At 64.2% G+C, this 22853-nt stretch carries 27 protein-coding genes; 17 read left to right on the forward strand and 10 right to left on the reverse strand.

Going from position 1 to position 22853, the window contains the following annotated elements; translation table 11 throughout:
• The 13 genes from AB7F49_RS10615 to AB7F49_RS10675 form a co-directional block, all read left to right on the forward strand.
• On the forward strand, positions 1-182 hold a 182-nt coding region (locus tag AB7F49_RS10615; RefSeq protein WP_428522064.1), incomplete at its 5' end, for a helix-turn-helix domain-containing protein.
• Between the two features lie 117 nt (positions 183-299).
• Positions 300-1202 (forward strand): helix-turn-helix domain-containing protein, encoded by a 903-nt coding sequence (locus tag AB7F49_RS10620; protein ID WP_428522066.1) that lies wholly within the window; start codon positions 300-302, stop codon positions 1200-1202.
• A 235-nt stretch (positions 1203-1437) separates the two neighbouring features.
• On the forward strand, positions 1438-1662 hold the full coding sequence (locus AB7F49_RS10625) for a hypothetical protein (RefSeq protein ID WP_428522068.1): 225 nt from the start codon (positions 1438-1440) through the stop codon (positions 1660-1662).
• A 37-nt stretch (positions 1663-1699) separates the two neighbouring features.
• Entirely contained in the window at positions 1700-2524 is an 825-nt protein-coding gene (locus AB7F49_RS10630; protein ID WP_428522070.1) for a hypothetical protein, read from the forward strand.
• Positions 2521-2886 carry a hypothetical protein gene (locus AB7F49_RS10635; protein WP_428522072.1) on the forward strand — a complete coding sequence of 122 codons (366 nt, stop codon included), beginning with the start codon at positions 2521-2523 and terminating at the stop codon, positions 2884-2886. The genes AB7F49_RS10630 and AB7F49_RS10635 overlap by 4 nt, the downstream gene beginning before the upstream one ends.
• 235 nt (positions 2887-3121) lie before the next feature.
• Positions 3122-3640 carry a hypothetical protein gene (locus AB7F49_RS10640; protein ID WP_428522074.1) on the forward strand — a complete coding sequence of 173 codons (519 nt, stop codon included), beginning with the start codon at positions 3122-3124 and terminating at the stop codon, positions 3638-3640.
• Positions 3641-3645: 5 nt separating this feature from the next.
• A complete protein-coding gene (locus AB7F49_RS10645; protein WP_428522076.1) occupies positions 3646-3957 on the forward strand; it encodes a hypothetical protein in 312 nt (103 codons plus the stop codon).
• The gene (locus AB7F49_RS10650; protein WP_428522078.1) at positions 3951-4217 is read left to right on the forward strand and encodes a hypothetical protein; all 267 of its coding nucleotides are present in this window, start codon (positions 3951-3953) and stop codon (positions 4215-4217) included. The genes AB7F49_RS10645 and AB7F49_RS10650 overlap by 7 nt, the downstream gene beginning before the upstream one ends.
• Positions 4214-6091, forward strand: coding sequence for a hypothetical protein (locus tag AB7F49_RS10655; protein ID WP_428522080.1), 1878 nt, complete (start codon positions 4214-4216; stop codon positions 6089-6091). The genes AB7F49_RS10650 and AB7F49_RS10655 overlap by 4 nt, the downstream gene beginning before the upstream one ends.
• Positions 6060-6893: a hypothetical protein gene (locus AB7F49_RS10660; RefSeq protein WP_428522081.1), complete on the forward strand. Its 834-nt coding sequence runs from the start codon at positions 6060-6062 to the stop codon at positions 6891-6893. The genes AB7F49_RS10655 and AB7F49_RS10660 overlap by 32 nt, the downstream gene beginning before the upstream one ends.
• A complete protein-coding gene (locus AB7F49_RS10665; RefSeq protein WP_428522082.1) occupies positions 6890-7189 on the forward strand; it encodes a hypothetical protein in 300 nt (99 codons plus the stop codon). Before AB7F49_RS10660 ends, AB7F49_RS10665 begins: the two co-directional genes overlap by 4 nt.
• 976 nt (positions 7190-8165) lie before the next feature.
• A complete protein-coding gene (locus tag AB7F49_RS10670; protein ID WP_428522084.1) occupies positions 8166-8396 on the forward strand; it encodes a hypothetical protein in 231 nt (76 codons plus the stop codon).
• Positions 8393-8668 (forward strand): hypothetical protein, encoded by a 276-nt coding sequence (locus tag AB7F49_RS10675; RefSeq protein ID WP_428522086.1) that lies wholly within the window; start codon positions 8393-8395, stop codon positions 8666-8668. The genes AB7F49_RS10670 and AB7F49_RS10675 overlap by 4 nt, the downstream gene beginning before the upstream one ends.
• A 288-nt stretch (positions 8669-8956) precedes the next feature.
• Here the strand turns inward: AB7F49_RS10675 and AB7F49_RS10680 are convergent, their stop codons facing one another.
• Positions 8957-9217 (reverse strand): hypothetical protein, encoded by a 261-nt coding sequence (locus AB7F49_RS10680; protein ID WP_428522087.1) that lies wholly within the window; start codon positions 9215-9217, stop codon positions 8957-8959.
• A 198-nt stretch (positions 9218-9415) separates the two neighbouring features.
• Here AB7F49_RS10680 and AB7F49_RS10685 point away from each other — a divergent pair, with 198 nt between their 5' ends.
• On the forward strand, positions 9416-10699 hold the full coding sequence (locus tag AB7F49_RS10685; protein ID WP_428522235.1) for a ComEC/Rec2 family competence protein: 1284 nt from the start codon (positions 9416-9418) through the stop codon (positions 10697-10699).
• On the opposite strand, the gene lexA is transcribed toward AB7F49_RS10685, so the two are convergent.
• The 9 genes from lexA to AB7F49_RS10730 form a co-directional block, all read right to left on the reverse strand.
• The gene (lexA, locus tag AB7F49_RS10690) at positions 10682-11377 is read right to left on the reverse strand and encodes a transcriptional repressor LexA (RefSeq protein WP_428522089.1); all 696 of its coding nucleotides are present in this window, start codon (positions 11375-11377) and stop codon (positions 10682-10684) included. The genes AB7F49_RS10685 and lexA overlap by 18 nt on opposite strands.
• 133 nt (positions 11378-11510) lie before the next feature.
• Positions 11511-12722 (reverse strand): molybdopterin molybdotransferase MoeA, encoded by a 1212-nt coding sequence (locus AB7F49_RS10695; protein ID WP_428522091.1) that lies wholly within the window; start codon positions 12720-12722, stop codon positions 11511-11513.
• Positions 12723-12733: 11 nt separating this feature from the next.
• Complete coding sequence (gene moaC, locus AB7F49_RS10700) at positions 12734-13225, reverse strand: cyclic pyranopterin monophosphate synthase MoaC (protein WP_428522093.1); 492 nt, start codon at positions 13223-13225, stop codon at positions 12734-12736.
• Positions 13226-13228: 3 nt separating this feature from the next.
• Positions 13229-14044 (reverse strand): indole-3-glycerol phosphate synthase TrpC, encoded by an 816-nt coding sequence (gene trpC / locus AB7F49_RS10705; protein ID WP_428522095.1) that lies wholly within the window; start codon positions 14042-14044, stop codon positions 13229-13231.
• Between the two features lie 7 nt (positions 14045-14051).
• Complete coding sequence (trpD, locus tag AB7F49_RS10710) at positions 14052-15068, reverse strand: anthranilate phosphoribosyltransferase (protein ID WP_428522097.1); 1017 nt, start codon at positions 15066-15068, stop codon at positions 14052-14054.
• Positions 15069-15076: 8 nt separating this feature from the next.
• A complete protein-coding gene (locus AB7F49_RS10715; RefSeq protein WP_428522099.1) occupies positions 15077-15676 on the reverse strand; it encodes an anthranilate synthase component II in 600 nt (199 codons plus the stop codon).
• Positions 15677-15701: 25 nt separating this feature from the next.
• Positions 15702-16196 (reverse strand): GNAT family N-acetyltransferase, encoded by a 495-nt coding sequence (locus tag AB7F49_RS10720; RefSeq protein ID WP_428522101.1) that lies wholly within the window; start codon positions 16194-16196, stop codon positions 15702-15704.
• Between the two features lie 5 nt (positions 16197-16201).
• Positions 16202-17719, reverse strand: a complete 1518-nt coding sequence (gene trpE, locus AB7F49_RS10725; protein WP_428522103.1) for an anthranilate synthase component I — start codon at positions 17717-17719, stop codon at positions 16202-16204.
• A 28-nt stretch (positions 17720-17747) separates the two neighbouring features.
• The gene (locus AB7F49_RS10730; protein WP_428522105.1) at positions 17748-19655 is read right to left on the reverse strand and encodes a peptidyl-prolyl cis-trans isomerase; all 1908 of its coding nucleotides are present in this window, start codon (positions 19653-19655) and stop codon (positions 17748-17750) included.
• 173 nt (positions 19656-19828) lie between these two features.
• Here AB7F49_RS10730 and tpiA point away from each other — a divergent pair, with 173 nt between their 5' ends.
• From tpiA to AB7F49_RS10745, 3 genes are all read left to right on the forward strand, one after another.
• Entirely contained in the window at positions 19829-20578 is a 750-nt protein-coding gene (gene tpiA / locus AB7F49_RS10735; protein WP_428522107.1) for a triose-phosphate isomerase, read from the forward strand.
• 109 nt (positions 20579-20687) lie between these two features.
• A complete protein-coding gene (secG, locus tag AB7F49_RS10740; RefSeq protein WP_428522109.1) occupies positions 20688-21077 on the forward strand; it encodes a preprotein translocase subunit SecG in 390 nt (129 codons plus the stop codon).
• A 131-nt stretch (positions 21078-21208) separates the two neighbouring features.
• Positions 21209-22837: a CTP synthase gene (locus AB7F49_RS10745; protein ID WP_428522111.1), complete on the forward strand. Its 1629-nt coding sequence runs from the start codon at positions 21209-21211 to the stop codon at positions 22835-22837.
• Positions 22838-22853: the final 16 nt, after the last annotated feature.

A 22853-nucleotide genomic window follows, 5' to 3' on the forward strand; every position in this document is an offset into this window, starting at 1 on the left:
TGGCTGTGCCCCCGCAGGTCTATGACAGTCCGGAAGCGGGCCGGATGCTAGGGCTAAGCCGCAATGCGGCTTACGCGGCGGCGGCCCGCGGTGAAATTCCGATAATCGAGATCGGCCGATTGAAGAAGGTGCCCAAGGCGGCGCTTCACAAGATGCTCGGTATCGAGACCGCGGTGGCCTGACATGGCCGCGTCGACAAGCCGGCGTCTGCCGCCGGCGCGGCCGATCGGGCGCCTGATCCCGGTTACCGACTGTGAGCTCTACATCGCTCTTGGCTGGCGTCTTTGCGATGAGCCTGTGTGCGGGTTCGTCCGCATGATCCCGCCGGCCTGCCTGCAGACCGCAGCAGACAACGCGAGGCGGCAGCGATAGTGGCCGCTCCGCAATACGATCGCCGCAAGTTCGGCTGGTTGGATCGCATGATGTTCGACATCACGCTGTCACCGGCTTCGCGGCTGGTCGGCTGGGCGATCTACAAGCACTTGAATTCCGTTAGCGGCGACGCCTGGCCATCGCAAGAGACGATGCGGCGGAAGCTCGGGCTCGGCAACATCAAGACGGTCCGACGCGGTATCAGGGCGCTTTACGAGAAAGACTACATCGAGATCGTGTTCGATCCGATCAGCCGCAGCAATTCCTACAAACCGATTTTTCAGCCGGGAGATGGGGGCAATAGTGCCCCTACCGATGGGGGCACAACTGCCCCTATCAATGGGGGCATAACTGCCCCCACCGACGCCCAATCCGCACCCCCGATGGGGGCAATAATGTCCCCATCGATGGGGGCAATTTTGTCCGGGGGTGGGCCCTTTAGTGCCCCACTAAATAATAGAATAAATAAACCAAGAGAAAAAAGCGCGCGCGGTTCGGTCACGGACACGACCAACGGCAATGTCGAGCGGTTCGACCGTCAGGCCGCCGAAGGCGACGGGGTGACGATCGAGGCAGACCCGATCGCCGACACCTGGTTGATGGTCAAGGCAACCGTGGTCGGAAGGCACGGCGACCGCGCCAAGTCCTTTCTCGATCGCCTGAGTGTCCGCAGAGACGGGCACGACATCGTGCATTCAGCGGCCGGCAGCTTCTTCGTCGACACGATACGCAACGACTACCTCGACACGCTGACAGCAGCGTGGCGGTCCGAACACGCGTGGGTGCGCACCGTGCGCTTGATCACCAGCATGCGCGAGGCCGCGCAATGATGGCGTCGCCACCATGGGGGGCACCCCGGAAACATCTGACCGGAAGACCAGCGGACCGCGTGGGTGTTTCAGTCTCAACGAGACGAAATCAAATTGAGAAAGCCCACTTGGGCTTTCTCATCGGTGAACCGGGGGGGTACGTCGAAACATACCGGCCGGGACCGTTCTACCGGCTAGGGGGCGCGCTCGTAATTACGCAAAAATCAGCCAACTTTTTTTTGTGGGGTTGTGCGCAATGAGCCGCCGCCGCGCCGACATGACGCCGGAACAGATTGCGCGCGCGCGCGAGCAGGAGCGGGAGCGGTCGGCGCGGCGGCGCGAGCGCTCAAGGCCTGGACACAAGCTTGTGCTTTTGCCCGCCGATGTTGTCGACGAACTCGGTGACGACGAGAACGTGGCCGCTCGGGCGATCGATATCCTGCGGCGATATCTGGTCAAATCCATGCGTGACCGTGCGTGACGCCACGGGAATTCGGAAAGCGATAGGGTGAATTCCCATGAATGACGAAAACACCCTCCTCCCAAGCGCCGTGCGCGAACACGTCAAGCGGGGCTGGACCGCTGAAAACGAGGCCGAGCTAGCCGATCTCGACTATCGGTGGAAATGCAATGCCTCCAGTTTGCTGCAGGCCGACAAAGATCGCTTTTTCGATCTTCAGCGACAGAAGCGGTTCTTCGAGAGCAAAAAACCGCCTGCCGCCGCCGTCACTCAAGCCGCGTTACCACGGCTGCCGCGCCAAAAGCTCGCCGACGCTGACGAATATCGAAAAGAGGTTGCCGAGATCGTCGCCGACATGTGTGAATTCGCAACCGACCTCACGAAAGATCAAATCCTCGACAGCCTCAAAGCGCGAGAGGATCTGCTCATACGGGTCTGGAACAACTGCTCGAAAAACATCCGCGATCCTTTCCGCGCTATCCTCTCCGTTCTGATCAACAACAACATGTCGCTGGAGTCCGATCGGCTTGCGGCACGCGCTAAGCGCGTCGCGCTTGAAGAGCGCGTTGCCGAGCTGGAGCGCGGCGGGGCCGGCATTTCCATCGAGGGGACTTTTGATGCCACCCGGCAATATGCGCGGCTCGCCGTCGTCGCGCTGGGCGGAGCATCCTTCATTGCGAAGTACAACAATCCCGGCCCGTGTCCCGGCGATGGATGGCAGTTGTTTTGTTCTCAGGGCAAGGCCGGCAAACCAGGCCCGCGCGGCGGCGTCCGGTCAATGCAGGTCGACGGCGAGGGCATGTTTTCGGTCGTCAACGCCGATGGCTCGATCGTGAAGTGCGATTTTTATTCGGTTCTGGCGAAGGTACAGGGCAGCCGATGACGAAGTACGCCGACAACTGCGCTGTCATTGCGATCCACCATGTCACTGGCGAGTCGCCCGATGACATCGTCGCGGGCATCGCGGCCTTTCCCATGCCAGACGGCCGCGCGGCGTTCGTTGGCGATGGCGTCAACGGGGACGCGCTGGGCGCCTATCTGGAATCGCGTGGATGGACCGAGTTGTTTTTCGAAGATCGCCCCGCCATTCCGTGGACATGCATCGTGTCTCTTTGTGATCCGTCACACTGTTTTTCGATCGTGGATGGCCGCATCTACGACCGTTTTAACGGCTGGTATCAGGGCTCGCCGATCATCTCGATCTATGTGCCACCGAAGGGCAGGGACGCAAAGGACCGACGATGACAGACGATCCCAAGCCTGAGATTCCGCCAGAACTGCGAGCCGCGATCATGGAGGTCGGCAACCTCGCAATACTCGCTGGCTGTACTGCCGATGAATTTATTGCGCTGTGCAAGGGGAAAGCCGCTCAATTCGGTTACGGCGTAAGGCACCGGTCTGAGACCGGGGGGGCACCTCCAAAAACCTGAAATCGAAGGACCAAGTAACCGCAGGGGTCTCACTCAGAGATTTTTTCCTTATGAGCGAAATTTTGGACCTGTTTGGTGATCCAATCCCGGAGGGGCATGGCAAGCGTGGCCGGCCACCTCACGTTGTCACCAACCAAAACCGCAACAAAGTCATCATGTTGCTAGCGCTCGGCTGGAGCAATGAGCGCATCGCGAGCGCGATCAGCGTCACGCTTCCCACTTTGCGGAAGCATTATTTTTCCCAGCTCAAGGTTCGCGACATTCAGCGCGACCGTTTGATGGCTTCGCTAGCGATGCGCCTCTGGACGCAGGTCGAGGCCGGCAACGTCACCGGCATGCGGGAATTCCAGCGGTTCCTCGATCGCAACGACGGTCCGATGAAGGCCGGCGATCAAGAAGACGAACTCGATGCGTCGGACTACTCGCACGGCAGAGAGGTCGCGTCTTGGGATGAGGATGATCTGTCGAAACTCGGCAAGAAGGCAGCGGCATCGATAGCTGCAGGCCGCCCGGATGTTGGCTCACCGCTCGGGGCGCTGATGGCGCGCCGCCAGAAACACGGGCACTGACAGCCATGACAGACAACCGCTGGGAAACTGCGACGGACGAAGAGAAGCGCACCATGGCGCGCGGTCTGCTCGAGCTAGCCATCGTCGGTCATACGAAGCTTGCGGCCGCACGCGATCGGCTGCGATGCCTGCCGGCCAGTGCGGAACGGCAGCGGGTGCTCGCCGCTATCGCGTTCCCCGTGGTCGATTTCAGTGACGCGATAGCAATGATCAATTCTGCCGGCCCGGATGTACGGTCGGCACGCAACGCGCGGGCGGCGAGCGGAGCGGATACGCTTGCCGCCCGCGATGATCTCGAAGGAGCGAAGACATGCTGACACCACAGCAACATGCGGCCATCGCGGTCGAAGTATCGGCGACGTACGCGAAGATGGGCCGAGAGCTCGGCGAGGGCGCAGCCAAGAGCCACCGCGCGGCCGGGTTGTCGCTGGGTCTGTCGGAACGGATGGCCTTCAAGACAATGCTGGACGACGCGATCGGCTTGCCGAACGGCATCGGCAGCAAGGCGACGCCTGATCAGGTCGAAGCTTACAAGGTCGCGTTCTGGAAAGCGTTGTCCGAAGGGATGCAGCCATGACGCAGGTCGTTACGCAAATTCGCGTTGATGCCTCCGCCGCAAAGCAAGGCATCGCCGATTATGAGGCCGCGATGCGGCGCGGCAAGGCCGTGACCGAAGCCAACACCGGCGCGCTGACCAGTTTCGAACAAGCGCAGCGGCGCTGGGCGCGATCCCAGACCGATCTGCACCGTCGGGTCGATGACCTGTCCTCCTCGCACGATCGTCTCAACCAGGCCATGCGGGCGGCGAACGACAATGCGAGGCAGGCTCATGCCTCGCATGCCGCGTGGGAAGTCGACATCGTCAAGGTCGCCAATGCGTTGAAGACGGCCGCGACGGCAGCCTATATCTATTCGCCCGCGGTCCGCGCGGCGGTCAATCCGGTGATCGTCACGGTGGCGACTGCGATGGGTGCGGCGCTGGCGACGATCGGGCCTGCGATCGTTGTGGCGGGCGCGGCGCTAGGACGCTTTGGCGTTGCGACCGCTGCGGCTGGCGGCGCCATGTCATCCTTCGCGCCGATGGCGATTGCCGCCGGCGCCGGGCTGACAAGCCTGGGCACGTCGCTCAGCACGGTGAGCGGCACCGCGGCGTTGCTGGCGCGGGTCTTCGCGCCGGTGCTGTGGACGATGGGCCGGCTGACGCTTCTGGGCGCCGCAGTCGGTGGCGTATTCTCTGCGGTCAACTCGGTTGTCGAGCGCGGCTCCGAACTTCTTGAGAAATACGCCAACGCGCATCGCATGGTCGACCGCTCCGATCTCGCGGCGAGCATGGAGGGCCTGACGAAGTATCAGCAAGACACGATCTCGGCAGACCAGGTCCAGCGCGCGGGCGAACTCGGCGCACGGCTCGAGGCCGCGAAGTTCACCATCGAGCAATTTTTCGCCGTGCAAATCGATATCAACGGCGCCGCGCTGCGGCTGCAAGGCATCTGGGTGGGAATTGTGGAATTGATCGCCCAGGCCGTGAATGCCGCGCCGGCCATCGGCGACAAGATCGAGAAGCGCCTTCAGAGCGGTGAGCATCAGGATTTCTTCGCGCGCCTTAACAAGCGCATGGGATGGGATCAGGTTTCCGCGGACGATCCGCGGTTCGTGTCGCCAGCGGTGCCGCCGGAAGCCGCGTCGCAGGTCGACGCGCTCGCGGCGGCTTACGGCCGGCTCGGCGCGGCGATGGGGGCCGCTGGGATCGGCAAGCCCGGCGCGCCGCTCGGCGGCAGCTTTGCCGCCACCTGGGGCGACTACATCAAGCAGCTTGACGAGGTGAACAACAAAGGCACCAGGGCTGCGGAGACGAACCAGAAGCTTGCGGCGAGCGCGCAAAAGGTGACGACGGAATTTGCTCGCGCCGTGCGCTCCGCAGAAAGGCGGGTCGATCTGCAGGAAGCGGAGGCGAAGGCATTCGGCCTTGGCGCCGCTGCCCAAGCCCGGTTCCGCGTGGAAGCCGAGCTGACCGGTGCGGCGCTGCGCTCAGAGCTCGATCCGGCAACGGACGATGTTGCCAAAAAGATCAAGGAGGCGGGCGACCGCGCGGAGGAGGCCGCCGGCAAACTCGAAAAGCTGCGCGAGGGCGAGCGCAGGATGAATGCTGTGCGCGATGCCGTGGTCGACTTCGGACAGACCTTCGCCAGCGCGATGATGGCCGGCAAATCGGCGACGGATGCCCTGATCGCGTCGCTCGACAATCTGGGCAAATCGATGATGAACGACGGCATCAAGAACGCGGTCAACGCAGCGTTCCGTCTCGATGGTCCGGGCGTGCTGATGGGCGCGGCGCAGGGTGGTGTCGGCTTTGGAGGATCGCTGTTCAAGAAGCCGAAGCCGGCCAACGATAACGACGGCGACAAGAAGGAAGCCAAAGATGAGCGCGGTCAATGTGATCGTGCAGCGTGATCGCGCTTGCATCGTCAGTGACGGTGCCAAGTACGATGCTGCCGGCATCCTGAAGGCGATCGGCCCGAAATGCGTGTCGCTGCCGCATCTGCCGGCGCTGATCGCGTCACGCGGCGCGTGCGAGGCACTGCCGATCCTGCAGTACCACGCGACATGGAGGTTCCCGACATTCGACCACCTGATCGCCGGCATCGAGGTGACCGTGGCCGAGATCATGGAGACCTATGATTTCGACAGCGGCATCTCTCCGGAACAACAGTTCACGTTCGTCGGGTGGTCGGAAGCCCGCGGCCGGTTCGCGGCGTTCGGCATGGTGACGCATGACATCACCGATGGCGTGCGCCAGTTCGCCGAAGATACCGGCGGCAACGTCGCAGCGGTGCTGGCGGCAGTGCCGGAGCCGATGAAGCTGATCGAATTCGGAGACGACATGTGCGCCCCGGTCCTGCCGGACGACGTCGCGGAAGCGATATTTTCCGGATGCGCCACGATCGATGATGTTGATCCGGCGGTCGACGGGCTGAAGATCCTCGAGGCGCAACGTCAGCTCAAGGTCAGCGGGCGGCCCGGCTGGCCGGCCGCGCATCATGTCGGCGGCTTCGCGCTGCTGTCGACCGTGACGCGCGATGGCGTGACGGAACGGATCATTCATCGCTGGAACGAGGATCGTATCGGCGAGCCGATCCGGCCGGCCGCGCCGTTCAAGCCCGCGATCGCGCCGGCGCGCGACCCGCTTGCCGGCATGAGCCGCCTGCAGCGCGACATTCTTCGGCGCAAACAACGAAAGGCCGCACGCCGATGACCGACGCCACGCAAGACGAACTGTTCCATCTCGTGCTGGCGCGCGAGACGGTGCGGATGCAGGCGGAAATTCTGAAGGCCACCGGGATGCCGCTGCCCACCATCGCGACCGAGATGATGGTCCAGGCGATCATGATGGTGATCCCGCTGGGCGTCGACGAGACGCGGTCGATGGTGCTGGGAATGTGGGAGACGTTCCTTGCCGATTACAAGGCGAGAACAGCGCCGGCCGCGGCGCTCGGTGGCGGCGTGCTGCCATTCGCGCGGCGCCCGGCGGCGAACGCTGGACCTGAGTAAAATTGACAGAGAGCGCCGCCGCGCGGTAAGTATCCACGAGCGGATAAAGACCCAGCCTGATTCTGAAACGAGCTGGTCACCGGGAGGATCAAGGGTGGTGGCGAGGGATGTAATCCCTTCTTTACCACATTCGGCCGACAATCGGTTCGACATCGAAATTCGACTTTGCGAACTACGGCGCGCCCTGCGCGTTGGTCGCATGTCAACGGTTCCCTGAAAGGGGAAAAAAGAGGAGCCCCCCTTTCGAGGGGCCCCAGTAGTGGCACTTAAATAAGTCCGGGGTTTGCCGTGTGATGACGGCGGCCCCGGCAGTGCTCGCAAACCTGCTCCCATTTGCCATTACGAAAACGGACGTAACGAACAACTGAGACCGGCTTGTTGAGCGGACACGACAGGGGGCGTTTCGTTAAGCGCTCCATGGCGTTTCTCCATCAACCGAAAGACGGACCAGGCCGTCGCCCCTTGGGCGCGGTTACGCGCCCAAACCTTGAAAGAAGGGACGCTGGCTGCCGAATCAGTCGAAGGCCGCTGTGAAATTCTTAGCACTTACTCAAACGGTTTGCCACGCTCGCACCTTACAGAGCGCCCCTCATTTCCATTTTCCGGGCCGTGGACTCGTTTCTCTTCGTCGGGCTTAACCCCGGGCGCTTCTATTCCACGGCGCTCACGGACGGCTGCAATACGATTCTTCGCATTCGTTTCAAGAGGTGCCTCAAGTTTCACTTTAACGATGCGCTTTGATCATGTGGCCGCGAAAGCTGCCCGGGTGAGGGCCCCGGCCATCGCATAGGGAAGCTTGAGTGCGGGCGGTATATGGGTCATCATTCCGATGCGCCCGCTCGGCTGCGCAAACAGCCGAGCGGACGACTTGCCATCCACGCCGTTACCGGGCGACAGATGACCGACACGAATCATATCAAAAAACTGACCGGCATTCCGCCTGGCTGCGGCTCCCTTCCACATAGGAGCATGCACCATGACGACTACCTCGACCGACCTGCACCTCAACGACAGGCTGGACGACATCGCGCGTGTGCGCCACCGCGTCTATGCCCTCAGGACGATGGCCGTCGGCATCGAACTCGAAGGCGACAAGCCCACGGGCCAAGCGCTTTGCGCGATCATCGAAGACATCGACGATCGGCTGAAGGATATCGCCGAACTTCTTGACGAGGCGCGGCCCAAGGGCCCGGAGGCGGTGTCATGAGCGCCGAGATCAGGGCGGCAAAGACCATCGGCGATATCACCGACCGGCTTGGCGAAGCCGAATCCTTCGCCCGCGGGCTTTGGGAGGCGATCAAGGGCCGGGCGGAGATCACCGGCGACGATCCGGAAGGGCTGTATGCCCTTGCGGACGTGCTGGCGGAGCGCCTGCAGGAAATCCGCGAGCGGCTGATCGAGATACACGAAGGCGAAAGCGAGGATGAGGGCGACGGAGGCGAACCGACTGGCGGCGTCACTTTGAAAGTCGTGACCTGAATGCGTTCCTCCGCCGGTCGCCGTTGATCCGCGCGGCCGGCGGGCAACACTCTGAAACACGAGCTTACGAAACCCGGGCCCGCCCACGCCGTTGGCCCAGTGTCCGTCTCGTAAAGAAGGCGCTCTACCCGAGGCCGTGTTGCGTTCTTCCGGCCTTCGGGGTGGGGTCCAACGCTTCACCACAGCCCCAACAGAATCGCGACGATGACGGCGGCCGCAACGGCGCTCGCGATGTAGGAGCCCCAGCCCGGAGGTGGCCCACCGTAGTCGTCGCTGCGCTCATAGCCACTAGCCACGCCACCGCTCCGCAAAAGCTCGCTTCGCTGCATCCTTGCTTTCGGCAAGCCCGTAGAACGGCTGCCGCGCATTCAGGGTGTGAGGGAAGGCCAGTCCCCACCACCAATCAGGATGGCCCATGCCGGCGCTGGTGCGGGCATAGATGCGGCCGATGCGCTCGCCGGAATCGACCAGCACAACGTCGAAGTCGTCAGCCGACCAGGAGCCGCCGGCGCGGCTTTCGGATGCGCGGATCAATTGCAGCGCGGACATAGTGGGATGATAGGCAGGGCGCGCCGGCACTCGCAAGCCGCGCGAACGAGCCGCGAACGCTTTGCTACCATTCTGCTACCCAACTGCCCAATACAGGCCGGTACGAGGCAGCACGGCCGAACCGCTGAAGCGCCGGAAATGCCGATAAATCGGGACTTCCGATAACCAGCCGGTACAGAACAAAACGACATTTCCCCAATCAAGAAATGGGCCGCGCTCCTGGCGCTGCTCGTCGCCGCCTTCTATCTCGTGCTGTCCGGCGCGGAGGTCGCGACCCAGCGCGCCTTCATCATGACCGCGATCGTGTTGATCGGGGTGATGTTCGACCGGCCGGCGCTCACGCTTCGCACCATCTGCGTTGCCGCGCTTGTCCTGCTCGCGATGGCGCCCGAGGCTATCGTGCACCCGAGTTTCCAGATGTCGTTTGCGGCGACGCTGGCTCTGGTCGCAGTCTATGAGGGCGGCATTCGCTGGCTCTCGGCGGAACCCGGTACACCATTCGCCGCACGCGTCGCGCTCTGGGGGGGACGCGAAATTGCGGCACTGGTTCTTGCCTCGGTGGTTGCAGGGCTCGCAACCACCCTATTTGCGGCCTATCACTTTCACCGGCTGGCCCCGTATGGCGTGCTGGCGAACCTGCTGGCGATGCCCGCCGTGTCGATCTGGGTGATGCCTGCCGGCCTTCTTGGCCTGATTGCCCTGCCGTTCGGATTCGACCGCGTGTTCTGGCAGTTGATGGGCGAGGGCATCGACTGGATGATCGTGGTGGCGACCTGGGTCGCCGGTTTGCCCGGTGCGGTGGGGCGGATTCCTGCGTTCGGGGTGGGGGCCCTTCTGCTAGGCACCGCGGGGCTTGTGGTCGTGTGCCTGCTGCGCTCGCCGCTGCGCTGGTGCGGGGCCGGACTTGTCGTACTCTGCCTGCTTGCGGCGTCGGCTGCTCCCCGGCCGGATATTCTCGTTTCGGCGGATGGCGGAATGGTGGCGGTGCGCGATACCGGCGGCGCCTTGCGGGTGATGGCGACCCGTCGCGACGCGTTCGCGCTGCGAGAATGGCTGGCGGCCGATGGCGACGCTCGTTCCGAGAACGACGAGTCGCTTGGTAAGGGTATTCGATGCGACCCAACCGGATGTGTGGCGCCGCTCGGAGACGGCCGGGTGGTCGCTCTTTCGATTGCCGCGGAAGCGATGATCGAGGATTGCGAGATCGCGGCCCTCGTGGTCACGGCGCGCAATGCCCCGACAGCCTGCGAGGCGCCCGTCATCGACAGGAACGCGGTACGGGCAGGCGGCGCGATGTCCGGGCGGTGGATCAACGATGCGCTTCTGGTCGAGGCCGCACGTCCGGAAAGCTACCGACGACCGTGGACGCCGGCACGCTCCGCCAACCCGCCTGCGCCGATCCGTCCGGTCGCGCCGCGAGATGCGACACCGCGGGCCACCGATCTCGATGCCGATGACGTGCCGTCAGTAGCGCCGGAATAGTCCGACCAGCTTGCCCTGAATGCGCACCCGCGTGGGTGGCAGAATGCGGACTTCATACGAGGTATTCGCCGGCTCAAGCGCAATGGAAGCCCCGCGCCGCCGGAAGCGCTTCAGCGTCGCCTCCTCATCGTCGATAAGAGCAACAACGATGTCTCCGGTATCGGCCGCGTCGGCTCTGCGGATCAGGACGGTATCCCCCTCCAGAATTCCGGCGTCGATCATCGAGTCACCACGCACTTCCAGCGCAAAATGCTCACCGGTCGACAGCATGTCCGGCGGAACGCTGATGGTGTGGCTCTTGGTCTGGATCGCTTCGATCGGCGTGCCGGCCGCGATCCGGCCCATGACAGGCACTGAAACCGGGCGGCCGCCATCGTCCTCGGACGCGGTGCGCACGCGGCCGAGATTGCCTTCGATCACGCTTGGGGTGAAGCCGCGGCGGACGGCGGCGTTGTGGTTCACCGAATCGGGCAGCTTGATCACCTCGATCGCGCGTGCACGATTGGGCAAGCGCCGGATGAATCCGCGTTCCTCCAGCGCGGTGATGAGCCGGTGAATGCCGGACTTGGACCGCAGGTCGAGCGCGTCCTTCATCTCATCGAAGGACGGCGGAACGCCGGCCTCCTTTAGACGTTCGTTGATAAATCGCAGCAGCTCGAATTGCTTGCGGGTCAGCATTTCACGTGTCTCCCCGGCGGCATGCTGGCTCGGGAACCAATCCCAGCGATGCGAAACAAATCATGAACGAACACTATATGTTCGATATGTGTTCCGCAACCCCTTAATTTGAAGTGAAGAAAGCGGCCGTTTCCTAAAGCGGAAGCTTTAGGATAACGCAGGCGGATCCTGCGGGAGCCTTGGGCGCATGCGGCTCGCGCACCAGAAGACAATCAGCATCGGCCAGCACCCGCGTCATCGACGAGTCCTGCAACGGGAACGGTGTGGCAACCAGTGCGCCACGGGAGGAACGGGACAGCCGCGCACGCAGGTAATCGGCGCGCTCGTCGTTTTCGGGCAGGTCCGCGCCAAGCAGGGCGTGTTCGGTCGCGTTCTCGACATCGGGCTGCCCGGAAAGCCTGCGAAGCAGCGGTGCCAGAAACAGCAGGGCGCAAACATAGGCTGAAACCGGATTGCCCGGAAGGCCGAGCACTTGAATCGCGCCGATTCGCCCATGCATCAGGGGACGGCCGGGCCGCATTGCGATTTTCCAGAACGACAATTCCATTCCTTCGGTCGTCAATGCCCGCTGCACGAGGTCATAGTCGCCCACCGAGGCGCCGCCCATGGTCACCAGCACGTCCACCTTTCGCATCCGCGCATTCTGGATCGCGGAGACGGTCTCGCTGACCGTGTCGCCCACGATCCCAAGATCGGTCACCTCGGCGCCTTCCTGTCGCGCCAGCGATGCGACCGAGTAGCCGTTCGAATAGACGATCTGACCGGGGCCCGGGTGCCGGCCTGGCGGTACCAGTTCGTCTCCGGTCGCAAGAAGCGCAACGCGCGGCCTGCGGTAGACGGGAAGTATCGGATGGTTCATCGCAGCCGCGAGCCCAAGATCGCGGCCGCTCAGACGTCGCCCGCGCGACAGCAGCGCCTCGCGCTCCCTGAAATCGAGGCCTGCTGGCCGGATGTGACGGCCCTTCTGCGGTACCGTTGTGACGATGACGTTGTCGCCTTCGCGTCTGGTATTTTCCTGGACGACAATGGTGTCCGCACCCGCGGGAATTTCGCCCCCGGTGAAAATGCGCACGGCCTGCCCGGGCCTGACCTGACCGGAGAATCGCCGCCCGGCCGCGACCTCGCCGATCACCCTCAGATCGGTCGGCACGCTGGTGACGTCCTCGGCACGCACGGCATAGCCGTCCATCGCCGACACGTCGGCGGGCGGCTGGGTGCGAGTCGCGTGCACATCCTCGGCGAGCACCCGGCGGTATGCTTCCGTGAGCGGCACGCGCTCCGCGGGAAGCGGGCTCGCGTGCGCCAGCACCTGCTGCAGGGCATCGGCGACGGGGAGCAGGACCATGGGCGGACCCCTCACGTCCGGTCCTTCGAGCGATACGGCCCGGACTTGCCGCCCGTCTTCTCGACCAGGTGCACGCCTTCGATCCGCATCCCCCGTTCGGCCGCCTTCACCATGTCGTAGATCGTCAGGCATGCAACCGAAACCGCCGTCAGCGCTTCCATCTCGACGCCGGTCTGGCCCGTGACCTTCACGGTCGCGCGCACTGCAATTCCAGGCAGCGCGGGGTCCGGCTCAAGGTCGACCGACACCTGGGACAAGGCCAGCGGATGGCAGAGCGGGATCAGTTCATGGGTCCGTTTGGCCGCCATGATTCCGGCGATGCGCGCGGTCCCCAGGACATCGCCTTTCTTCGCATTGCCGGAGAGCACGAGATCGAGTGTCGCCCTGGTCATCACAACGCGGCCTTCGGCCGTGGCCACTCGTTCGGTCGTGTCCTTGTCGGACACATCGACCATGCGCGCTTCGCCGGAAGCGCCGAGATGGGTCAGGACGTTGTCCGTCATTGCCTATCCAGCCGCAGCGCGGACCTGCGGCCGCGCCAGCAGCGTGCGGGTGGCATCTGAAATATCGCTTGCGCGCATCAGACTCTCGCCGATCAGGAAGCTGGAAATTCCAACCTCCGACAATAGCGCGAGATCGCCCGGCGAGAAAATCCCGCTCTCGCCGACGATCCGGCGGTCGCGTGGTACCTTTGGCGCCAGCTTGCGGCTGACCTCGATCGAGGTTTCGAAGGTGCGCAGATTGCGGTTGTTGATGCCGATCAACGGCGAGCGCAGCCTCAGCGCCCGGTCGAGTTCGGCCTCGTCGTGGATCTCGATCAGCACATCCATCCCGTACGACGACGCGGCGTCTTCCAGCTCCTGCGCGGCGGCATCGCCGATCGCGGCCATGATGATCAGAATGCAGTCGGCGCCCCAGGCGCGCGCCTGCGCCACCTGATAGGGCTCGAACATGAAATCCTTGCGGAGCGCGGGCAGGGCGGTTGCGCCGCGCGCCTGCGTCAGGAATTCCGGGCGGCCCTGGAACGACGGGGTGTCGGTGAGCACCGAAAGACAGGCGGCGCCGCCCCGCTCATAGGCCTTCGCGATCGCCACCGGATCGAAATCTGCGCGGATCAGACCCTTGGACGGGCTGGCCTTCTTCACTTCCGCGATCAGCGCATATTGGCCGGCGGCAATCTTTCGGTCGATCGCCGCAGCAAAGCCGCGGGGCGGTGACGCAGCTTTCGCATCGGCTTCCAGAGCCGCCAGTCCGCGCTCGCGCCTGGCGGCCGCGATCTCCTCGCGCTTGTATGCCTCGATCTTTGTCAGAATGTCGGCCATCGGCGTCTCACGCGTTGGACACGGCGATCAGACGGTCGAGCCGGGCCCGTGCGGCGCCGCTCGACAACGCCTTGCGCGCCTGCTCCGCGCCGTCCTTCATGTCCTTCGCCGCGCCCGCTACGACCAATGCCGCGGCCGCATTCATGACAGCCACGTCGCGATAGGCACCGGGTTTGTCTTCCAGCACGCCTTTCAGCGCAGCGGCATTGTGGTCGGCATCGGCACCGCGCAAGGACTCCGGCTTGACCGGGTCAATACCGATATCCCCCGGCGAGATTTCAAAGCTGCGGACCGTGCCGTTTTCCAGCGCGGCCACGGCGGTGGGCCCCGACGTCGTGATCTCGTCGAGTCCGTCGGAGCCGTGCACCACCCAGACCGCTTCGGATCCCAGATTCTTCAGAACGATCGCCAGCGGTTCGATCCATTGCCGCGAGAACACACCGACCAACTGGCGTCTGACATCGGCCGGATTCGAAAGCGGCCCGAGCAGATTGAAGATGGTGCGCGTGCCGAGCTCGACCCGCGTGGCGCCCACATTCTTCATTGCCGGATGATGGGCCGGCGCGAACATGAAGCCGATGCCGGCTTCATAGACGCAGCGGGTGATTTCGTCGGGCCGCAAGTCGATCCTGACGCCAAGCGCCGTCAGGACGTCGGCCGCGCCTGATTTCGACGACAGCGCACGGTTGCCGTGCTTGGCCACCGGCACGCCTGCGCCGGCGACGATGAAGGCCGCGCAGGTGGAAATGTTATAGGAGCCAGACGCGTCGCCGCCGGTCCCGACCACGTCGATCGCGCCCGGAGGTGCTGCGACCCTCGTCATCTTGGCCCGCATCGCGCTGACCGCACCGGTGATCTCGTCCACGGTCTCGCCACGCACCCGCAGCGCCATGAGCAGGCCGCCCATCTGCGATGGCGTCGCTTCACCCGACATCATGCGATCGAAGGCATGCGCCGCCTCCTCGCGCGTGAGCGCCGCGCCCGATGCGGTCTTGGCGATCAATGCCTTGAACTCGTCGGCCATGATGATCCTCAATGCAGGCGACGCTGCGCGCCGTTCCAGGCGGCGGCGAGGTCAAGGAAATTCTGCAGGATGCGATGACCGTGCTCGGAGGCGATGCTCTCGGGATGGAACTGCACGCCATGCAGCGGCAACGTCCTGTGAGACAGCCCCATCACGAGACCATCATCGGTGTCCGCTGTCACCTGAAGCTCCGCCGGCATGGTGTCGCGCTTGACCACCAGCGAGTGATAGCGGGTCGCCCTGAACGCTCCATTGATGCCGCGGAATACGCTCTGGCCGTCGTGGCGAATCTCGGACACCTTGCCATGAACGGGAGAGGGCGCGCGCACCACCTCGCCGCCGAAGGCCTGGCCGATCGACTGGTGGCCGAGGCAGACGCCGAGGACCGGGATGGTCTCCTTCGCGCGGGCGATCAGGTCGAGACAGATGCCGGCCTCGTTCGGGGTGCAGGGACCCGGCGACAGTACGATGGCCTCGGGCTGCGACTGGATGACAGCTTCCGCGCTGGTCGCGTCGTTGCGCTGCACGCGCACGTCCGCGCCGAGCCCGCCCAGGTAATGGACGAGGTTGAAAGTGAAGCTGTCGTAATTGTCGATCAGGACGATCATGCGGCAACCCGGGCGTGCCGCGGGTTTAGACGCGGGGTTCCGGGGGGTCAAGCGGAGCGGATTTCAGGCTAAGCGACATGAATATGCTGTTTGGATCGGGGAGATAGTCGCCGAAAGGCCCGCAAGGCGTGAAGCCAAACCGCCTGTAGAATGCGCGGGCCGGTTCGAAATACGGCCAGGCTCCCGTCTCAAGGCTCAGTCGCGAGAGGCCGCCGTCGCGGGCCGCAGCAATGATGTGCCGCAACATCTCGCTGCCGACGCCCCGACGTCGGCTGGCTTCAGCGGCATACATCGACTTTACCTCGCCGTGATCGGCAGTCAGACGCTTGAGTGCGCCGATGCCGACGAGATCGTTCCCCTCCCACGCCGTCCAGACCTGGACATCCGGGGACTTCAGACCAGACAGGCCGAGCGCATGCGCGCTGCCCGGTGCTGTCTCGGCGCGCGCACGGGTGATGTGCAGATCAAGCAAGTCGATGACGCGCGGATCGTCGAGATCGGCTGGAGCAATCGTCAGCATCCAACCTACTGCCCGCGTCCTGCCTTGCTCGCGAAGCGCCGGGCCTCTTCGGCGGCGCGAAACAGCGCTTTTGCCTTGTTGACGCATTCCTGCTGCTCGGACGCCGGATCGCTGTCGGCGACGATGCCGGCGCCGGCCTGCACATACATGGTGCCGTCCTTGATCACGGCAGTGCGCAGCACGATGCAGGTATCCATCTCGCCGGCGGCGGAGAAATAGCCGACGCTGCCGGCATAGATGCCGCGCTTGTCCTTTTCCAGTTCGTCGATGATCTGCATCGCGCGCACCTTCGGCGCGCCCGATACGGTGCCGGCCGGGAAGCCGGCGATCAGCGCGTCGAGTGCATCGAGGCCGTCGCTGAGTTCGCCCTCCACGTTCGACACGATGTGCATCACCTGGCTGTAGCGCTCGATGAAGAACTTGTCGGTGACCTCGACGGTGCCGATCTTGGCGACGCGGCCGACATCGTTGCGGCCAAGATCGAGCAGCATCAGATGCTCGGCGCATTCCTTGGGATCGGCCAGCAATTCGCGTTCGAGCGCCATGTCTTCATGCGGGCTTGCTCCGCGCGACCGCGTGCCGGCGATCGGCCGGATGGTGACGCGCCTCGCCCGCACACGCACCAGGATTTCCGGACTCGAGCCTGCGATCGCGAGGCCGTCGAGATCGAGGAAGTAGAGAAACGGCGCCGGGTTGACGCGACGCAGCGCGCGATAGAGCGAGAAGGGTGACAGCTCGAAGGGCGTCGAGAACCGCTGCGAAAGCACGACCTGAAAGATGTCGCCGGCCGCGATATAATCCTTGGCGCGCGCGACCATGGCCGCGTATTCGGCAGCGCTCGTGTTGGAGACGGCCTTCGCCGAGATGCTGCCGGCATGGTCCTCGTGCATCGATTTCGGCAGCGGCGCGTCCAGTCGGTCGAGGATCGCTGTCAGACGCTCGGTCGCACGCGCAAGCGCGGTCTTCGCCGGGACCCCGGGTTCCGGGCGCACCGGTGTGACGATGGCGATCTGGTCCTTCACCGAATCGAAAACCACCACAATGGTCGGTCGGATCAGGATCGCATCGGAAGCCCCCAGCGGGTCGGGATTGATCTCGGGCAGCCGTTCCATCTGGCGCACCATGTCGTAGCCCAGATAGCCGAACAGGCCTGCGGCCGGTGGCGGCAGCGCATCCGGTAGCGCGATCCGGCTTTCTGCGATCACGGCCCGCAGCGCCTCAAGCGGCGGCTGCGGACAGGGAAGGAATTCGTGCTCTCCTTGTGGTGCCGTGCGCTTGATTTCGGCCTGCGTACCGCGTGCGCGAAAGATCAGGTCCGGTGCGAGCCCGATAATCGAATAGCGGCCGCGAGACGCGCCCCCCTCGACCGACTCGAACAGGAAGCTCATCGGCCGGCCGGCCGCAATCTTGAGGAAAGCGGAAACCGGAGTTTCCAGATCGGCGACCAGATTTGTCCATACGACCTGCGGCACGCCCTCGGCATAGCGGGCCGCAAAATCGTCAGCTGCGGGTTCGATGATCATCGCATCCGGGACGGCTGTCCCGCGCTCGCTAATTGGTGCCGCCCACCACCTGGTTGAGGGCGGCTTCGTTGATCGAGACGCCGAGCGAGCTCTGCAGATTGGCGAGATATTGCGCGACGATATCCTCCGCCAGGACACTGGCGAGGCCATCACTGATCTTCTTGGCATCCGCGGAATTCGGATCAAGGCTCGGAACGGTTACGCCAGTGACTCGAAACACGATCCATTCGGCGGCGGACGAACCTTGCGCGGTGCCGATGCCGTCCTTCGGCGTCTGGAACACGGCATCGAGAGCACTGGCCGGGAAATCGCCCTGGGTGCGGTCGCGCCGAAGCGCCACGATGAATTGCGGCTTGACGCCGATCGCAGTGGCCGCTTCCGAAATGCTTGTGGTCCTGGCCTTGTCCGCCGTCTCCTTGGCGAGTTCCTTCAGCCGGGCGGCAACCTGGTCGTTGCGCCAGCGCTCGACGACCCGGTCGCGTACCTCGTCGAGGGGCCGCTCGCGCGACGGCGTGCTCGATATGACTTCGTACCACAGATAGCCTTCGCCATTCGCGAGCCGAACCGCGTCATTTTCCGTTCCGATCTCGGCGTTGAAAATCGCGCTGAAGAGATTGGCGCCTTCCGGCAATTGCGAGACCGGGTTGCCATCGGGCGCGCGTCCCGAGCGGTCGATCGCGTCGATGGTTCGCACCGGCAGCCCGACCTTTTTTGCGAGCTCCGCCAGTGTGCCGCCGGCACCTCGCTCGTCTTCAAGCTTGTCATAGAGGGATCGCACCTGGTTTCGGGCGCGATCAAGCGCGAGCTCGCGCCGGAGCTCGGCGGCGACGTCGTCAAACGGACGCACCTGTTCGGGTTCGACCTTTCCGACGTGAATCAGCACCGTCCCGAACCGGCCTTTGATCAGGTCGCTGGTCGAGTCGGGCTGGAGCGCGAAAGCGGCATCCGCGACCGCCGGATCGAGGAGTTGGGCCTTCGTCACCATGCCGAGATTGACATCGCTGCCCTTGTGCCCGGGTGAGGCGGCAAATTCTGCGAATGTCACGTCCGGCTGCTTCAGCTTTTCCAGCGCGGCACGGGCGTCGGCCTCGTCCTGGAACACGATCTGATGCACCTCGCGCCGTTCCGGCGTGACATATTTTGCGCGCGCCGCTTCGTAGGCTTTCTTCACGTCTTCGTCGGAAATCTCGATCGTTTTCGCGAGCGAATCCACCGAAAGCGTGACCACGTCGACTTTGCGATATTCGGGGGCGCGGAACAGCGCCTTGCGTTCGTCGTAGAATTTCGTGATCTGCTCGGGCGTGGGGTCTGCGATTTCACCGGCCTGTTCCGGACCGAGAACGACGTAGTCGAGCGCGCGAAGTTCGTTGGCGTAGCGATTCTGGGCGTCGATTGCGATCTCAGGTGCCTTCAGCTCGCTGGTCAGGCTGCGGATGATCTCCTGCTGCAGCATCTGCCTGCGACGTTCGGCGACGTAGCGCGCTTCGGTATAGCCAAGCTCACGTAGGATCGCGTTGAAGCGGTTGCGGTCGAACTGGCCGGAAATGCCGCGAAAGCTCGGGTCGTTGCGGATCCGCTGGGCGACCAGTTCGTCAGGCAGGTTGAGACCGAGCTGGCGGATGTTTTCGTCGAGTGCGGCTTCTGCGAGCATCTGGGCGAGCAATTGCCGGTGCAGCCCCAGCGCACGGGCCTGCTCGGCAGGGATCGGCTTGCCGACCTGTCGGATCAGCCGCTGCATCTGTTCGGTGTAGGATTGGCGGAAGCGTTCCACGCCGATTTCCGTTCCGCCGACTTTGGCAACGGTCGATGTGCCGAAACCGCGGAAAATGTCGCCGATGCCCCAGATCGCGAAGGAGATCGCGATCAGGCCAAGGACCAGCCCGGTGATGAGCCGGCCGAGCCAGTTGCGGGTAGCGTTCTGAATTCCGCGCAGCATGGTTGCTTAGGGTCTTTCGTGGTCGGCGATGCGGTGGAAAGGCGGCGCATCATAGAGACGGCGATGTGCCGCGGCAACACGCTGACAAGTCACGGGAAAGCTCTGGCACCGCGGGCGCGCCTCTGATAGCCGGGGCGATCTGGGAATCGCAACACCGGAAACACAGAGGGCCCATGGCGCAAGAACCGCGTCCGCTGGTCGCAGGCAACTGGAAGATGAACGGCCTGGCCGCGTCGGTGGCCGAATTGCAGGCTGTCGTCGCGAGGGCGTCGTCGCAGCCGCCCGGCGCCGACCTGCTGATCTGCCCGCCGGCGACTCTGATCGCGCGCTTCGCTGAGGCGGCGAAGGGTTCAATCGTCGCCATCGGCGCGCAGGACTGCCACACCGAGCCATCGGGCGCCTTTACCGGAGACCTGTCGGCAGAAATGCTGAAGGATGCCGGCGCAACGGCGGTGATCGTCGGCCATTCCGAACGCCGCAGCCTGCATGGCGAGACCGACGACACCGTGCGTGCCAAGGCCGAGGCCGCCAACCGCGCCGGGCTTACCGCCATCGTCTGCGTCGGCGAAACCCGGGAGGAGCGCGAGGCCGGCGCCACGATTGCCCGCATTCAGAGGCAGTTGGGCGGATCTCTGCCAGAGAAGCTTGATGGCATTGTTGTCGCTTATGAGCCGGTCTGGGCGATCGGCAGCGGGCTCACGCCGACCGCCTCGGACATCCGCGAGGTTCACGGCATGATCCGTAAATATCTGACTACCCAGGACGAATCGGCCGGGTCGAAAGTCCGCATTCTGTATGGTGGCTCGGTGAAGCCGCAAAATGCCAAGGAACTGATGGCGGTCGCCAATGTGAACGGCGCGCTGGTTGGCGGCGCCAGCCTCAAGGCGACGGATTTTCTTGGCATTGCAGCGGCTTACAGCTAATTCCCGGATGGGTGGAAATTTGCCCTTCGATCGTGTACAGACCCGCCCGCATCCCTATATGGCGGGTTGAACCAAGGCGGCCCAGCCGGGCGCAGCAGGACCTTCAAGCATGCAGACCGTGGTGATCGTCGTTCATCTGCTCATCGTCCTGACGATGATCGGGCTTGTTCTGCTGCAGCGTTCGGAAGGCGGCGGACTTGGCATGGGTGGGGGCGGCGGCTTCATGTCCACCCGTGGCACCACGAATCTCCTCAGCCGCTCGACCGCCTACCTCGCTGCCGGCTTCTTCGTGACGAGCCTGCTGCTGTCGTGGATGGCCGGCTATAGCCGCCAGCCGACCTCGATCCTCAATACCGGAGCGCCCGCGGGCCCCGCGGTCCCCGGACCCGGCGCGCCGGTGCCGCCGCTCGGCACCGGATCCGGCGGGGTGCTGGATCAGCTCCGGCCGCCGGCCCCGCCGGCTCAGCCCGCGGGACCACAGGTTCCGCAATCGCAGTAACCCTCAGTCAAGGGCCGGGAAACCGGCCCTTCGACGTTGTGGGGTCGATTATCCTGGTGGGGCAGTTATCCAGAAGTGGACAGGCCAGTCCCCTCGTCGAATCGAGTTTGGGTGTCTAAAGGTTAAATCCCATGGCGCGGTACGTATTCATCACCGGCGGCGTGGTATCCTCTCTGGGCAAGGGGCTTGCTTCAGCCGCGCTCGGCGCGCTGCTGCAGGCGCGCGGCTACAAGGTGCGGCTGCGCAAGCTCGATCCCTATCTCAACGTCGATCCCGGCACCATGTCGCCATACCAGCACGGCGAAGTCTTCGTCACCGATGACGGCGCCGAGACCGATCTCGATCTTGGCCATTACGAACGCTTCACCGGCCGTCCCGCCAACAAGCAGGACAACATCACCACCGGGCGCATCTATCAGGACATCATCGCCAAGGAGCGGCGCGGCGACTATCTCGGCGCCACGGTGCAGGTGGTCCCGCATGTCACCAACGCCATCAAGGATTTCATCCGGGACGGCAACGACGGCTACGACTTCGTGCTGTGCGAGATCGGCGGCACCGTCGGCGACATCGAGGGCCTGCCTTTCTTCGAGGCGATCCGGCAACTGGGCAACGACCTGCCGCGCGGCGACGCGCTCTACATTCATCTCACGCTGCTGCCATTCATTCCAAGTGCCGGCGAATTGAAGACCAAGCCGACCCAGCATTCCGTCAAGGAGCTGCGCTCGATCGGTATCCAGCCCGACATCCTGCTGTGCCGCACCGACCGTCCGATCCCGCCGGAGGAACGGCGGAAGCTCGCGCTGTTCTGCAATGTGCGCGAGACTGCGGTGATCGAGGCGCGCGACGTCGACAACATCTATGCGGTGCCGGAGGCCTATCACGCCGCCGGTCTCGACACCGAATTGCTGTCGATTTTCGGCATGGATGCGAAGAAGCAGCCGGACCTCAGCCGCTGGCAATCGATCAATGAGCGCATCCGCAATCCGGAAGGGCAGGTGACGATCGCGATCGTCGGCAAATATACCGGCCTCAAGGATGCCTATAAGTCGCTGATCGAGGCGCTGGCGCATGGCGGAATCGCCAACACCGTGAAGGTCAATCTCGACTGGATCGAATCTGAGGTGTTCGAGCACGAGGATCCGGCGCCGTTCCTCGAACACGTCAACGGCATCCTGGTGCCCGGCGGCTTCGGCCAGCGCGGGGCGGAAGGGAAAATCCGCGCGGCGCAGTTCGCGCGCGAGCGGGCGGTCCCGTATTTCGGCATCTGCTTCGGCATGCAGATGGCGGTGATCGAAGCCGCGCGCAATCTGTGCGGCATCGAGACCGCAAACTCGACCGAATTCGGCGCGACGTCCGAGCCGGTCGTCGGCCTGATGACGGAATGGCTGAAGGGCAACGAGCTGCAGCAGCGCGCGGCCGGCGGCGATCTCGGCGGCACCATGCGGCTCGGCGCCTACCCGGCGGCACTCGCGCGCGACAGCCGCGTCGCCGACATCTACGGGTCGACCGAGATTTCAGAACGCCATCGCCACCGCTACGAGGTCAACACCGCCTACAAGGACCGGCTCGAGCAGCACGGCCTGCGCTTCTCCGGCATGTCGCCGGACGGCATCCTGCCGGAGATCGTCGAGTATCAGGATCATCCCTGGTTCGTCGGCGTGCAGTTTCATCCCGAACTGAAGTCGCGGCCGCTGGAGCCGCATCCGCTGTTCGCGTCGTTCATCGAGGCGGCGGTGGAGCGGAGCCGGCTGGTGTAGGGATTTTTCCGCCGAG

It is taken from the genome of Pseudorhodoplanes sp. (genome assembly GCF_050250235.1).
Lineage (GTDB): Bacteria > Pseudomonadota > Alphaproteobacteria > Rhizobiales > Xanthobacteraceae > Pseudorhodoplanes.